General features: G+C 57.5%; 16 protein-coding genes. 3 read left to right on the top strand and 13 right to left on the bottom strand.

The annotated features are described in order from the left end of the window. Positions 1-58: 58 nt before the first annotated feature. From BUB69_RS00560 to thrS, 8 genes are all read right to left on the bottom strand, one after another. Entirely contained in the window at positions 59-415 is a 357-nt protein-coding gene (locus BUB69_RS00560) for a MerR family transcriptional regulator (RefSeq protein WP_073161788.1), read from the bottom strand. Further along, a complete protein-coding gene (gene ihfA, locus BUB69_RS00555) occupies positions 396-698 on the bottom strand; it encodes an integration host factor subunit alpha (protein WP_002553164.1) in 303 nt (100 codons plus the stop codon). The genes BUB69_RS00560 and ihfA overlap by 20 nt, the downstream gene beginning before the upstream one ends. Positions 699-701: 3 nt before the next feature. Beyond that, the gene (gene pheT, locus BUB69_RS00550; RefSeq protein ID WP_073161787.1) at positions 702-3,080 is read right to left on the bottom strand and encodes a phenylalanine--tRNA ligase subunit beta; all 2,379 of its coding nucleotides are present in this window, start codon (positions 3,078-3,080) and stop codon (positions 702-704) included. Between the two features lie 32 nt (positions 3,081-3,112). After that, positions 3,113-4,129, bottom strand: a complete 1,017-nt coding sequence (gene pheS / locus BUB69_RS00545) for a phenylalanine--tRNA ligase subunit alpha (protein ID WP_024685429.1) — start codon at positions 4,127-4,129, stop codon at positions 3,113-3,115. A gap of 103 nt (positions 4,130-4,232) precedes the next feature. Then, complete coding sequence (gene rplT, locus BUB69_RS00540; RefSeq protein ID WP_002553161.1) at positions 4,233-4,589, bottom strand: 50S ribosomal protein L20; 357 nt, start codon at positions 4,587-4,589, stop codon at positions 4,233-4,235. Positions 4,590-4,618: 29 nt separating this feature from the next. After that, positions 4,619-4,813 (bottom strand): 50S ribosomal protein L35, encoded by a 195-nt coding sequence (gene rpmI, locus BUB69_RS00535; RefSeq protein ID WP_002553160.1) that lies wholly within the window; start codon positions 4,811-4,813, stop codon positions 4,619-4,621. 60 nt (positions 4,814-4,873) lie between these two features. Then, the gene (gene infC, locus BUB69_RS00530) at positions 4,874-5,425 is read right to left on the bottom strand and encodes a translation initiation factor IF-3 (protein ID WP_175561638.1); all 552 of its coding nucleotides are present in this window, start codon (positions 5,423-5,425) and stop codon (positions 4,874-4,876) included. Further along, positions 5,425-7,347 (bottom strand): threonine--tRNA ligase, encoded by a 1,923-nt coding sequence (gene thrS / locus BUB69_RS00525; RefSeq protein ID WP_073161786.1) that lies wholly within the window; start codon positions 7,345-7,347, stop codon positions 5,425-5,427. Before thrS ends, infC begins: the two co-directional genes overlap by 1 nt. A 347-nt stretch (positions 7,348-7,694) precedes the next feature. On the opposite strand from thrS, the gene BUB69_RS00520 reads away from it, so the two are divergent. Both BUB69_RS00520 and BUB69_RS00515 read left to right on the top strand, forming a co-directional pair. Further along, positions 7,695-8,003 carry a hypothetical protein gene (locus BUB69_RS00520; protein WP_073161785.1) on the top strand — a complete coding sequence of 103 codons (309 nt, stop codon included), beginning with the start codon at positions 7,695-7,697 and terminating at the stop codon, positions 8,001-8,003. Positions 8,004-8,295: 292 nt separating this feature from the next. Further along, positions 8,296-8,508 carry a cold-shock protein gene (locus BUB69_RS00515; RefSeq protein ID WP_024685433.1) on the top strand — a complete coding sequence of 71 codons (213 nt, stop codon included), beginning with the start codon at positions 8,296-8,298 and terminating at the stop codon, positions 8,506-8,508. A gap of 64 nt (positions 8,509-8,572) precedes the next feature. Here BUB69_RS00515 and BUB69_RS00510 read toward each other — a convergent pair whose 3' ends face one another. Next, entirely contained in the window at positions 8,573-8,905 is a 333-nt protein-coding gene (locus BUB69_RS00510; RefSeq protein ID WP_073161784.1) for an I78 family peptidase inhibitor, read from the bottom strand. Positions 8,906-9,224: 319 nt separating this feature from the next. Between BUB69_RS00510 and BUB69_RS00505 the strand changes: the two genes are divergently transcribed. Then, complete coding sequence (locus BUB69_RS00505; RefSeq protein ID WP_073161783.1) at positions 9,225-9,419, top strand: hypothetical protein; 195 nt, start codon at positions 9,225-9,227, stop codon at positions 9,417-9,419. Between the two features lie 19 nt (positions 9,420-9,438). Here BUB69_RS00505 and BUB69_RS00500 read toward each other — a convergent pair whose 3' ends face one another. The 4 genes from BUB69_RS00500 to BUB69_RS00485 form a co-directional block, all read right to left on the bottom strand. After that, positions 9,439-10,464 (bottom strand): nucleoside hydrolase, encoded by a 1,026-nt coding sequence (locus tag BUB69_RS00500; protein WP_073161782.1) that lies wholly within the window; start codon positions 10,462-10,464, stop codon positions 9,439-9,441. Positions 10,465-10,649: 185 nt separating this feature from the next. After that, on the bottom strand, positions 10,650-11,054 hold the full coding sequence (gene rbsD / locus BUB69_RS00495; RefSeq protein ID WP_073161781.1) for a D-ribose pyranase: 405 nt from the start codon (positions 11,052-11,054) through the stop codon (positions 10,650-10,652). After that, positions 11,051-11,971: a ribokinase gene (gene rbsK / locus BUB69_RS00490; protein ID WP_073161780.1), complete on the bottom strand. Its 921-nt coding sequence runs from the start codon at positions 11,969-11,971 to the stop codon at positions 11,051-11,053. Before rbsK ends, rbsD begins: the two co-directional genes overlap by 4 nt. 30 nt (positions 11,972-12,001) lie before the next feature. Further along, positions 12,002-13,018 carry a LacI family DNA-binding transcriptional regulator gene (locus BUB69_RS00485; RefSeq protein ID WP_073161779.1) on the bottom strand — a complete coding sequence of 339 codons (1,017 nt, stop codon included), beginning with the start codon at positions 13,016-13,018 and terminating at the stop codon, positions 12,002-12,004.

The following is a 13,018-nucleotide window of genomic DNA, read 5'->3' as shown; positions in this document are numbered from 1 at the left end:
AAAACTTCGAGGAATATACCCTAAGCTTTTGAATTATGGAAGTATCTGGTTGGCCCAGTTAAGCCTTGAGCATCACCAGCACATCTTCCAGCTCGGCAATCATCTGCCGGATCATCTGCTTGTACTGCTGAGCATCGTCCTTGACCTCGCCATTGGTCAGGCGCAAACGCGCCCCGCCGATGGTAAAGCCCTGGTCGTACAGCAAACCGCGGATCTGGCGGATCATCAGCACATCCTGGCGCTGATAATACCGACGATTTCCGCGGCGTTTGACGGGGTTGAGCTGAGGAAATTCCTGTTCCCAGTAGCGCAAAACGTGCGGTTTCACCGCGCAGAGCTCACTCACCTCACCAATGGTGAAGTAGCGTTTGCCAGGGATCGGCGGCAGCTCGTCGTTATGACTTGGTTCCAGCATATGCCTCAACTCGGGCCTTCAACTTCTGCCCTGGACGAAAGGTGACCACACGGCGTGCCGTGATCGGAATTTCTTCGCCGGTCTTGGGATTTCTCCCAGGCCGCTGGCGTTTATCTCGCAGGTCGAAATTGCCGAAACCGGACAATTTCACCTGTTCGTTATCTTCCAGAGCGTGCCTGATTTCCTCAAAGAACAGCTCCACCAATTCCTTGGCTTCTCGTTTATTCAGGCCCAGCTCTTCGTACAGACGTTCGGCCATTTCAGCTTTCGTCAGAGCCCCCATACGCTACTTCCTTAATGTGGCGTTTAACCTCTCCTCGAGCGAGGTGAGGATGGCAAGTGTCGTTGCGTTTACCTCATCGTCATTAAGAGTGCGCGATGGATGCTGCCAGGTCAAGCCGACCGCAAGGCTTTTTCTATGCGGATCAATGCCTTTACCCTGATAAACATCAAATAGCCTGAGGTCTGTGAGCCATTCGCCTGCATTTTCACGAATAACGTCCAGAACCGCACTGGAAGAGACATCCCGATCGGCCAGAAGTGCCAGGTCGCGACGAACTTCCGGGAAACGCGACAGCTCGTGGAATTTCGGCAGCCGGCCTTTGGCAACTTCGCCAAGAACCAGCTCGAAGACGAACACCGGACGATCCAGCCCCAGGTTTTTCGACAGCTCAGGGTGAATGGCGCCCAGGAAGCCCACTTCACGACCATTGCGCAGGATACGCGCGGTCTGGCCAGGATGAAGCGCAGGATGCTCGCCTGGCGTGAAGCTGAAATCGCCCAGCGCACCGGCAAAGCCCAGCACGGCTTCGACATCGGCCTTTACATCGAAGAAATCGACTGCGTCGCGACCTTGCGCCCAACCTTCCGGCAAGCGGCTGCCACAGACCACACCCGCCAGCATCGGCTCTTGCTTCAGGCCTTCCAGCTGACCGACGAAACGCAGGCCACTTTCGAACATCCGCACACGATCCTGCTGACGGTTGAGGTTGTGCTGCAACGCCTTGACCAGACCTGGCCACAGCGAGGCGCGCATCGCCGCCATGTCATTGGAGATCGGGTTGGCCAGCAACAACGGCTTGACGCCTGGCGTGAACAGCTCGAACCACTTGGGATCGATGAAGCTGTAGGTGATCGCTTCCTGATAACCGCGTGCAACCAGCAGACGGCGCAACTCTGGCAGATCGCCCTGGGCTTCGGCCTTGGCCTGTGGCGCAAGACGGGCTTGCGGATAACGAACCGGCAGGCGGTTATAGCCGTACAGACGCGCCAGCTCTTCAATCAGGTCGACTTCAAGGCTGATGTCGAAACGATGACTTGGCACAGTGACATGCCACTGGCCGTCGGCCTCTGCCGATACACCCAGACCCAGCGCCTTCAGCAGACGCTCGATTTCAGCGTTCTCGATCACCAGGCCCAGCATCTGCTCGACACGGCTTGCCCGCAACGTCACTGGAGCCACGGACGGCAAGTGCTGTTCGCTGACGGTTTCGATCACAGGACCTGCTTCGCCACCGGTGATTTCCAGCAACAGACCGGTTGCCCGCTCCATCGCCTCTCGAGCCAGCTGCCAGTCAACGCCACGCTCGTAGCGGTGGGATGCGTCAGTGTGCAGACCGTAAGAACGCGCCTTGCCAGCCACCGAGATGGTGTCGAAGAACGCGCTCTCCAGGAATATATCGCGTGTACTCGCAGTCACACCGCTGTGCTCGCCACCCATGACACCGGCGATGGCCAAGGCACGCTGGTGGTCGGCAATGACCAGCGTGTCGGCGCGCAGACTGACTTCCTGGCCGTCGAGCAGAACGAGCTTCTCGCCCTCCTCGGCCATGCGCACGCGAATCCCGCCGTTGATTTCAGCCAGGTCGAATGCATGCAGTGGCTGCCCCAACTCCAGCATCACATAATTGGTGATGTCGACTGCGGCATCGATGCTGCGTACATCGGAACGACGCAGGCGCTCGACCATCCACAGCGGCGTCGGGCGCGAAAGATCGACATTGCGGATGACGCGACCCAGGTAGCGCGGGCACGCAGCGGGCGCCAGCACTTCGACAGGACGGACTTCATCGTGTACGGCAGCAACGGTTGCGACCTGCGGGCGTGTCACTTCAGCGGCGTAAAGTGCGCCGACTTCTCGGGCCAGACCAGCCACCGAAAGGCAGTCGCCACGGTTCGGGGTCAGGTCAACCTCGATGCTCGCATCGTCCAGGCCCAGATAGACACGAATGTCCTGGCCCACGGGTGCATCAGCGGCCAGCTCCATCAAGCCATCATTGCCCTCGCCCGCCTGCAATTCGGCAGCGGAACACAACATGCCGTTGGACTCGACACCACGCAGCTTGGCTTTCTTGATTTTGAAATCGCCGGGCAGTTCGGCGCCGATCATGGCGAACGGAATTTTCAGACCAGGGCGCACGTTCGGTGCGCCACAAACGACCTGGAAAGTCTCGGAGCCATTGCTGACCTGGCAAACGCGCAGTTTGTCGGCGTCTGGATGCTGCTCGGTGCTCAGCACTTCGCCGACCACAACCCCGGTAAAGACGCCGGCGGCCAGCGTGACGCTGTCAACCTCAAGACCGGCCATCGACAGACGAGCAACCAGCTCGTCACGGGAAACCTGCGGGCTTACCCAGCCGCGCAGCCATTGTTCACTGAATTTCATCCTGCTCTCCTGAAAGATTCGTTACGTTCGACCTAGCGAAATTGCGCGAGGAACCGCAAATCGTTGTCGAAGAACAGGCGCAAATCGTTGACGCCGTAACGCAGCATGGCCAGACGCTCTACGCCCATGCCAAATGCGAAGCCCTGAAACTCTTCAGGATCGATACCGGACATGCGCAGCACGTTCGGGTGAACCATGCCGCAGCCCATGACTTCCAGCCAGCCGGTCTGCTTGCAGACACGGCAGCCCTTGCCGCTGCACATCACGCATTCCATGTCGACTTCCGCCGATGGCTCAGTGAACGGAAAGAAGGAAGGACGGAAGCGGACGGCCAGCTCTTTCTCGAAGAATACGCGCAGGAACTCTTCGATGGTGCCCTTCAGGTCCGCAAAGTTGATATCACGGTCGACCAGCAAGCCTTCGATCTGGTGGAACATTGGCGAGTGGGTGATATCCGAATCACAGCGATAGACCCGGCCCGGACAAACGATCCGGATCGGCGGCTGTTGCGACTCCATGGTCCGAACCTGCACCGGCGAGGTGTGGGTGCGCAACAGCATGTTCGCATTGAAATAGAAGGTGTCATGCATCGCCCGCGCCGGGTGGTGGCCAGGGATGTTGAGCGCCTCGAAGTTGTGGTAATCGTCTTCGACCTCAGGGCCTTCGGCGATGCCGTAGCCAATATGAGTGAAGAATTGTTCGATACGCTCCAGAGTGCGGGTAATCGGGTGCAGACCACCAGAGGTCTGACCACGGCCCGGCAGGGTCACGTCGATGCATTCGGCCGCGAGTCTGGCAGTCAGTTCTGCCTGCTCAAACGATGCCTTGCGTGCATTGAGGACCTCTGTGACACGTTCCTTGGCAACGTTGATCAGCGCACCGACTTGCGGACGCTCTTCAGCAGGCAGGTTCCCCAGGGTCTTCATCACCTGAGTCAACTCGCCTTTCTTGCCGAGGTAGTGAACCCGGATTTGCTCCAGGGCATTGATATCTTCGGCGCTTTGCACAGCCTCAAGAGCTTGAGAGACCAGCGCGTCCAGGTTTTCCATGTACAGACTCCAGATACGAAATAGGGGAAGAGCTTAAGGCTCTTCCCCTATTTATGACGTTCAACACCGACCCCGGAAACCGGGGCCAGTGATTGTCGGGGACTTAGGCCAAGGTGGCTTTAGCTTTCTCGACAATCGCAGCAAACGCCGCTTTTTCGTTCACTGCCAGATCAGCCAGAACCTTACGGTCGATCTCGATGGACGCTTTTTTCAGGCCGGCAATGAAACGGCTGTAGGACAGACCGTTAACACGAGCACCAGCGTTGATACGAGCGATCCACAGAGCGCGGAACTGACGTTTTTTCTGACGACGGTCACGGTAGGCGTATTGGCCTGCCTTGATTACCGCTTGCTTGGCAACACGGAATACGCGTGAACGCGCGCCGTAGTAGCCTTTAGCAAGTTTCAGAATTTTTTTGTGACGCTTACGGGCAATGACGCCACGCTTTACACGAGCCATGAGTTACTTCCTCTATATCTTGATCAAAATTAACGAAGGCGCAGCATGCGCTCGACTTTTGCCACGTCGGACGGATGCAGCAAGCTGCTTCCGCGCAGTTGACGCTTACGCTTTGTCGACATTTTGGTCAGGATGTGGCTCTTGAAAGCGTGTTTGTGCTTGATGCCGTTAGCAGTTTTCAGAAACCGCTTAGCTGCACCACTTTTAGTCTTCATCTTTGGCATGTTCGGATACTCCGCATTCAGTTGATAAACATAACCGCAAGGCCTGCCGTGCCCTGGTGGTTATTTCTTCTTTTTCGGGGCGATGACCATGATCAGCTGGCGTCCTTCCATCTTAGGATGCTGTTCGACGGAACCGTATTCGAGAAGGTCAGCTTCAACCCGCTTCAACAATTCCATACCCAGCTCCTGGTGGGCCATCTCACGACCACGGAATCTCAACGATACCTTGGCCCTGTCCCCGTCACTCAGGAAACGTACCAGGTTGCGCAGTTTTACCTGGTAATCCCCTTCCTCCGTCCCTGGACGAAACTTGATTTCTTTAACCTGGATCTGTTTCTGGTTTTTCTTCGCTGCAGCCACCTGCTTCTTCTTCTCGAAGATCGATTTGCCGTAATCCATCACACGGCAGACCGGAGGTAGTGCGTCGGCAGAAATCTCTACCAGATCCAGCTTCGCCTCTTCGGCTATACGAAGCGCTTCATCAATCGAGACGATGCCAATCTGCTCGCCGTCAGCGCCAATTAACCGAACCTCGCGGGCCGAGATATTCTCATTGATCGGGGCCTTGGGTGCAGCTCGTTTATCTTGTCTCATTTCACGCTTAATAATAATTACTCCGAATCTTGGCGACCACGCCGGGAAACCGCTTGTGCGAGGAATTCAGCGAATTGGGCGACCGGCATTGAGCCGAGGTCAGCGCCTTCACGTGTCCGCACAGCGACAGTTTGCATTTCAACCTCCCGATCTCCTATCACAAGGAGATAAGGAACCTTGAGCAAAGTATGCTCACGGATTTTAAAGCCGATCTTTTCATTTCTCAAGTCGGACTTGGCACGAAACCCGCTTTGAGCCAAGGTTTTTTCCACTTCGAGGGCAAAATCGGCCTGTTTATCAGTGATATTCATGATCACCGCCTGAGTCGGCGCGAGCCAGGCCGGGAATGCACCTTCATAATGCTCGATCAGAATACCGATGAAACGCTCGAAGGATCCGAGGATTGCACGGTGCAGCATCACAGGACTCTTGCGACTGTTGTCTTCCGAGACATACTCGGCGCTCAAACGGATCGGCAGGTTGAAGTCCAGCTGCAGGGTACCGCATTGCCATACACGGCCGAGGCAGTCTTTCAGGGAGAACTCGATCTTGGGACCGTAGAAAGCACCCTCGCCCGGCTGCAGATCATAAGGCAGACCTGCGCTGTCGAGCGCAGAAGCCAGTGCCGATTCCGCACGATCCCACAGCTCATCCGAACCCACACGCTTTTCAGGGCGCGTTGACAGCTTGAGCTCGATGTCCTTGAAGCCGAAGTCGGCATAGACATCCAGCGTCAGCTTGATGAAAGCTGCGGACTCGGACTGCATCTGCTCTTCGGTGCAGAAGATGTGCGCGTCATCCTGAGTGAAACCACGCACGCGCATGATGCCGTGCAAGGCACCCGAAGGCTCGTTGCGATGGCAGGCACCGAACTCGGCCAGGCGCATCGGCAGCTCACGGTAGCTTTTCAGGCCCTGATTGAATACCTGCACGTGACACGGGCAGTTCATGGGCTTGATAGCGTAGTCCCGGCTCTCGGACTCGGTGGTGAACATGTTGTCGGCGTAGTTGGCCCAGTGGCCGGACTTTTCCCACAACGAGCGATCAACCACTTGCGGCGTCTTGATCTCAAGGTAGCCGTTTTCGTGCTGAACCTTGCGCATGTACTGTTCAAGCACCTGATACAGGGTCCAGCCCTGAGGGTGCCAGAACACCATGCCCGGCGCTTCTTCCTGGGTATGGAAAAGGCCCAGGCGCTTGCCAATCTTGCGATGGTCACGCTTTTCGGCTTCTTCGATACGCTGGATATAAGCGGCCAGTTGCTTCTTGTCTGCCCATGCGGTGCCATACACGCGCTGCAATTGCTCGTTCTTGGCATCACCGCGCCAGTAGGCGCCGGACAGCTTGGTCAGCTTGAAGGATTTCAGAAAACGGGTGTTAGGCACGTGCGGACCGCGGCACATGTCGACGTATTCTTCGTGATAGTACAGGCCCATGGCCTGTTCATTCGGCATGTCTTCGACCAGGCGCAGCTTGTAGTCTTCGTGACGGGCGCTGAACACCTCGATCACTTCAGCACGCGGGGTCACTTTCTTGATGACGTCGTAATCTTTTTCGATCAGCTGCTGCATGCGCTGCTCGATCGCCGCCATATCGTCAGGCGTGAACGGGCGCTCGTAGGCGATATCGTAATAGAAACCGTCGTCGATCACCGGGCCGATGACCATTTTTGCAGTCGGGTACAACTGCTTGACTGCATGGCCTACCAGGTGGGCGCAAGAGTGACGGATGATTTCCAGTCCTTCCTGATCCTTCGGGGTGATGATCTGCAGACTGGCGTCGTGCTCGATCAGGTCGCAGGCGTCGACAAGCTTGCCGTCGACTTTACCGGCCACGGTGGCCTTGGCCAGACCCGCGCCAATCGAGAGCGCGACATTGGCTACGGAAACCGCATGATCGAATGAACGTTGACTGCCGTCGGGAAGAGTAATAGTTGGCATGGCGCCTCCTCTCCTAGTGGTGACCCCTACCAAAGGTCACGTGGGTTGGGATGAGCCAGTACGTGATCCGGTGGTACGCCTGCCTCACAGTGGCAGGAGCCTTGCGGCCAACCTTGAAACGGACCAGATGACTGGAGTGTACAAAAACCTGTTCGCACCTGACTGAAAACCAGGCCATTCGGGCTGCTGGAAATTCACAGGACGCGCATCCTATCACAGCGCAGTGCATCACGTCGCACTTCCAGGCAAATGAACATGAAATTGCACGGCATCTGAACTGGAGCGCTCCAGGGTCGTCTGAGCTAGTCGTTACGTCGCAAGACTCTTCCACTGCAAAGGAGAACACCATGAAGCCTTCAAGCCTGTCCGCACTCCTCGCTTGCGCTGCCATCCTGGCCCCTTGGGGCGCCCAGGCAGCCATGGACAAAACCACGCGCGACACCTTCACTCAAGAGTGCATTGCCGCCGCCAAGCAGCAGAACCTGGACGATAAGACCGCCAAGGCGCATTGCGATTGCGGCGCAAAACAGGTGGACAGCCATTTCACGGACAAGGAAATCGCGACGCTCAACGGCCCTTCCAGCGATTCGAGCCCGGCTTTGACGCAAAAACTGCAGAAAGTAGTGACCGAAAACTGCACCAGCGCAAAAAAATAATTTTGCATCATCGCCTCGAAGGCCGTCATCTGAGCGCCCTGAAATCATCTCGCCCATAACGCCAAAAGCCCCGTAAAACGGGGCTTTCAGCGCATCATAAGCTCAACGAAAAACCAGGCCGGCCACCCCGCAAATCGGGCACATCAGAGTATGACACCCCCCATACACAGGCCCTTCGCTCAAAGTTCCTACCTAAATAGCTGTCTTTTCGTACATTTCGACTATGATAGGCCGGTGTGCCCAGTTGGCCTGAGCAGCACGTTATTGAAAATTATGTTCCTGGAGATACACCATGTCTAATCGCCAAACCGGCACCGTAAAATGGTTCAACGATGAAAAAGGCTTCGGCTTTATCACTCCACAAGGTGGCGGTGACGACCTGTTCGTACACTTCAAAGCAATTCAAAGCGACGGTTTCAAAAGCCTGAAAGAAGGCCAGACCGTTTCTTTCGTTGCTGCTAAAGGCCAGAAAGGCATGCAAGCAGAAGAAGTCACAGTGGTCTGATCCACTTGATTTGAAAAAACCCCGTCATTGACGGGGTTTTTTTATGCCTGCCGAATCAGAAGGCTCAGCCGCAATTGACGCGCACGACCTTGCCGGATGCGTCGGTATTGACGTTGACGCGCTCGGAGCGGTACTCAAGCGTGACCATGTCGTTGGGACCCAGAATGCGTGCATCCATGGAGCCTGAGCGGCTGCGCACCTGGGTCAGCAGTTCGATAGACGCTTGCTGGCCGACAGCAAATTGTGCGGGCGCTGCGTCACAGCGACCCGGCACGGCATTACTGGCAGGCACCTCAGCCTTGCTGGAGGCTTCGGGCGCAGAACCAGACGTACTGCTGCACCCCGCAAGAACCGACGTCACGACCACAAAACCCAATGTTGCGAATTTCCAGGGCATACACCCTCCTTTGCCAATGAACATTTCCAGACCTTGTGCGACCGCGCCTCGGCGCATTGGTTGCACAGCGCCCGTCATAACCATGCTGAAACGGATTAGCCTGCAAGACGCGTGCAGTCTGCCTTGACGCAAACGCCTGCGTGCCAGCAAATCGTCACAAAACGTTTTCGAGCAACAGGCTGATCACGCCCCAGACCTTCATGATGCGTAAGTAGAAGTGTCAAAAGGCTCGCGCAATGGTTTACTGGAAAGGAGATTATGGACCAACGGCGATGCACAGCCGCCGTCGCAACGCGGTGCTTCTTGAGAAGAGACAGACATGACAGCGATTTCAATCGATGCGGACATCAAGGCCAAGTGGCCTCAAGGGCATTGCTCCCACAGCCCGGGAACCCCGGAAGAGCTGATGATCATTGCTGTTGATCTGTTGATCAAGGAGCTGGGCACCGACGGTGCCCGCGCCTTTATCGGTCAGGTGCTGAGCCGATACGCTGCGGCAGAAGTGCCTGCGTAGAGGGCTCAACACACGCTGATTACTTCAGCCGCGCAAGGCGTTCGGTCAGCAGATCGAAAAACCCCTGAGCGTCGCCATTTTCGACCCAGAACACGTTCTGAGGCTGTTTGAGCGTTCCGTACCAGTCAGCGACGGTCTGACCGAAACCAATGCCCTCACGGCTGTCGATCGCCACATTGATCTGCCTGCCGGAGAACAGCTCGGGCTTCAACATCCAGGCAATTACGCTGGCATCATGAACCGGACCACCGGGCAGGCCGTAGTGCTCCATGTCCAGCTTGACGTATTCATTGAGAATGCCGTCCACCAGCTTGCCGGCCTGATTGTTCAGTGCAGCGATCTGCTTGAGGCGCTGCTCGCTGGTCAGGATCTTGTGGGTCACGTCCAGCGGTACGTAGGTGAGCTTCACACCGCTGGCCAGCACGATCTGAGCAGCGTGCGGATCGGCAAAGATGTTGAATTCGGCCGTCGGCGTAATGTTGCCGCCGTTGAAGTGCGCGCCGCCCATGACGATCACTTCCTTGATGCCCTGAGTAATCTCCGGTGCCTGCACCAGTGCGAGCGCAAGATTGGTCTGCGGCCCGAGCATCGCAATGGTAATGCTGTGCGGCTTGGCCTTGCTCAAGGTCTGGATCAGGTAGTCGACCGCATTACCCTGAGCAAGCCCCTTGGACGGCTCGTGAACAGGCACGCCCGGCAAGCCTTCCTGTCCGTGCACGTTTTCTGCGTAGATCGGCGTGCGCACCAGCGGCCTGGGCGCACCCGCGTACACCGGGACGTCTTCGCGACCGGCCCATTCACGCGCCAGTCTGGCGTTACGCGACGTCTTGTCCAGACGGACATTGCCCGCGACCGTGGTAATGGCCATCACATTGAGCTCTTCAGGTGAAGCCAGTGCCAGCAACAAGGCAACGACATCGTCCGCACCGGGATCGGTGTCGATGATCAGGTCACGCTTTTCAGCCGCCTGCACAGCGGTCGCGCCGAGAATGGACAAGAGCAGTGCTCCCCGAATGAGTTGTCTGGAAAACTGAATCAACGTCATATGAAACTCCCTTTAATGAAAAAATCTGTCCCGTCCTGGAGCCTAGGCTCTGTACGTAAAGTCGGCGAGCGAAGGTCAGGCAAGGCAAAAACAGGCGAGGAAGCGGAGTCTACGTGTTGTAAATGAGCATTCCGAGCCTGTTTTTAACGCAGCATCACCGAGCGCAGCCACTTTTCGTACAGAGCCTAGAACACAACCCCGGAAATCAACGCGACATTACTGTACGGCTGAAACTCTCCGGTACGTACGATGGCCTTGGCCTTGCGGCTCAGGATTTTGAGATCTGCATGGCTGATCCAGCGTTGCTGGCCCAGTTGATCGTCCAGATTCAGGCTCTCGATCACCTGCAGGGCGGGCGGCTGGGCTTCGGCCATTTCACTGGCCAGCACGTGGCTTTCGACATGCATCTCGCTTAACACGACATCCAGCACACTGACGAAATCCGGTACGCCGCGCGTCAACGCCAGGTCGATCAGCTCGACGCCAGGCGGCACAGGCATACCGGCGTCGACGATCATCAGCATGTCGCCATGCCCCATTGATGCAATTACGCGGGACAAGGCGATATTGAGTAGCGGTGTTTTTTTCATGTTGGATTGAATCCCTGTACTTCCTCAAACGTCGGAATGGACGGCTGCGCACCGGCGCGTGTGACCGACAGCGCGGCGGCGGCCTGACCAAAGCGGATGGCCTGCATTTCACTCTGCCCTCGGGCAAGCGCTGCTGCAAAACCACCGACAAAGGTATCACCTGCGGCGGTGGTGTCCACGGCCTGGACACGCCGTGCGGCAATATGCTCGGCACCGCGCGCGCTGGCGAACAACGTACCGTGTTCGCCGAGGGTGATGATCACGTTACGGGCACCTGCGGCCAGCAACGCGCTGGCCGCCTGCTCCGCCGAGGCTGGCGAGTCCACATTGATGCCGGTGAGCGCGCGCGCCTCGCTTTCATTGGGAATCAGATAATCGATCAACCCATACCAGTGCGCAGGCAACGGCTCGCTTGCCGGGGCGGGGTTGAGGATAACAATCTTGCCCAGTTGACGGGCGCGACTCAGGGTACGAAAAACGGTTTCGGTCGGCACTTCAAGCTGGCAGATGACGATCTCGGCACCCGCCAGCAGCGCATCGAAACGCTCGATAAGTTCAGACGTCAGTTGACCGTTGCCGCCAGCGACAATGACGATCGCATTCTGGCTGTTGGCATCGACCACGATCGACGCGATGCCGGTGGGCACACCCGGCACTATGGTCACGGCCTGGCAATCGATGTGCTCGGCGAGCAGCGCAGCACGCAATTGCTCTCCATAGGCGTCTGCACCCACGCAGCCGATCATTGCCACCTGCGCCCCCAGGCGCGCTGCTGCAACGGCCTGGTTGGCACCCTTGCCACCGGGCACGGTGTCGAAGGTCTGGCCAGTCAGTGTTTCGCCGGGGCGCGGCAGACGCTGGGCGCGGATCACCAGGTCCATGTTGAGGCTGCCCACTATCACGATTTTTGCTTGCATGGCTCATTCACTCGTTGCTGTGCGTGCTCGTCATTCATTCGGAGCGCTGTTGGGTGCCGCTGTAGATTCTCGTACCATGACGACGGGCGTCACAAGGCGCTTTTCAACCGGTGAAGCGTTTGGCGCGGCGATTCTGCACAGCAGCATTTCAGCGGCTGTTTCACCCAGTTGCATGATCGATTGCCCGACTGTCGTCAGCGCCGGGTACACATAACGACTCATTTCGATGTCATCGAAACCGATGACGGACAAGTCCCGAGGCACATTGATACCGCGCTCGGCGGCCGCACGCAGCACACCGATGGCGATCACGTCGTTGCCGGCAAAAATCGCGGTCGGCCGGTGTTCGGCGAGCAATTGACCCGCAGCGTCATAGCCTGCGGAACTGGTGAACTCGCTGTGCACCGCCCAACCCGAAACGATTTCGGCAGCAGCCTGCTGCATGGCACGTCGGTATCCCGCCAGCCGCATCTCGGCCACCAGACTGTGTTGCGGCCCACCGATGCAGGCGACTCGCCGATGACCCAGATCCAGCAAATGACGCGTGGCCAGATAAGCGCCCTGCTCATGATCGATACGCACCATGTCGGCTTCTATGCCTGCCAGTTCGCGGTCGACAATCACCAGCGGCGTGCGAACTTCCGTCAGGCCACCCTGGATGCTGGTATCGCCGCCCACCGACGACACGATCAAACCGTCGACACGTTTCTCCAGCAGCACGCGCAGGTAACTGCGCTGCTTGTCCGGGTTGTCATCCGAGTTGCAAAGAATCACGCAGAAGCCGTTACGCTCGCAGTAATCCTCAATGCCCCTGGCCAACTCGGCGAAATAAGGGTTCATGCCGTTGGGAATCAACAACCCGATGGTCGAGGTACTCTTGGCCTTTAGCGAGCGGGCCACTGCGCTGGGCACGTAGTCCAGTTGCGCGATGGCCGCCTCGACCTTGAGCCGCACCGGCTCACTCACCGGCCGGGTCTTGTTCAGCACATGGGAGACCGTTGTGTAGGATATCCCGGCCAGTGCTGCTACGTCCTTGATGGTTGCCAT

It is taken from the genome of Pseudomonas asturiensis, assembly GCF_900143095.1.
Taxonomy (GTDB): domain Bacteria; phylum Pseudomonadota; class Gammaproteobacteria; order Pseudomonadales; family Pseudomonadaceae; genus Aquipseudomonas; species Aquipseudomonas asturiensis.
This window is presented reverse-complemented; position numbering and strand designations above follow the sequence as displayed.

Coding starts and splice junctions, on each gene's coding strand:
- BUB69_RS00505 (WP_073161783.1), top strand. CDS start 9,225: ATGACAGCGATTTCAATCGATGCGGACATCAAGGCCAAGTGGCCTCAA.
- pheS (WP_024685429.1), bottom strand. CDS start 4,129: ATGGAAAACCTGGACGCGCTGGTCTCTCAAGCTCTTGAGGCTGTGCAA.
- BUB69_RS00560 (WP_073161788.1), bottom strand. CDS start 415: ATGCTGGAACCAAGTCATAACGACGAGCTGCCGCCGATCCCTGGCAAA.
- ihfA (WP_002553164.1), bottom strand. CDS start 698: ATGGGGGCTCTGACGAAAGCTGAAATGGCCGAACGTCTGTACGAAGAG.
- BUB69_RS00500 (WP_073161782.1), bottom strand. CDS start 10,464: ATGACGTTGATTCAGTTTTCCAGACAACTCATTCGGGGAGCACTGCTC.
- rplT (WP_002553161.1), bottom strand. CDS start 4,589: ATGGCTCGTGTAAAGCGTGGCGTCATTGCCCGTAAGCGTCACAAAAAA.
- BUB69_RS00510 (WP_073161784.1), bottom strand. CDS start 8,905: ATGCCCTGGAAATTCGCAACATTGGGTTTTGTGGTCGTGACGTCGGTT.
- rpmI (WP_002553160.1), bottom strand. CDS start 4,813: ATGCCAAAGATGAAGACTAAAAGTGGTGCAGCTAAGCGGTTTCTGAAA.
- thrS (WP_073161786.1), bottom strand. CDS start 7,347: ATGCCAACTATTACTCTTCCCGACGGCAGTCAACGTTCATTCGATCAT.
- rbsD (WP_073161781.1), bottom strand. CDS start 11,054: ATGAAAAAAACACCGCTACTCAATATCGCCTTGTCCCGCGTAATTGCA.
- BUB69_RS00515 (WP_024685433.1), top strand. CDS start 8,296: ATGTCTAATCGCCAAACCGGCACCGTAAAATGGTTCAACGATGAAAAA.
- BUB69_RS00485 (WP_073161779.1), bottom strand. CDS start 13,018: ATGGCAACCATCAAGGACGTAGCAGCACTGGCCGGGATATCCTACACA.
- pheT (WP_073161787.1), bottom strand. CDS start 3,080: ATGAAATTCAGTGAACAATGGCTGCGCGGCTGGGTAAGCCCGCAGGTT.
- BUB69_RS00520 (WP_073161785.1), top strand. CDS start 7,695: ATGAAGCCTTCAAGCCTGTCCGCACTCCTCGCTTGCGCTGCCATCCTG.
- rbsK (WP_073161780.1), bottom strand. CDS start 11,971: ATGCAAGCAAAAATCGTGATAGTGGGCAGCCTCAACATGGACCTGGTG.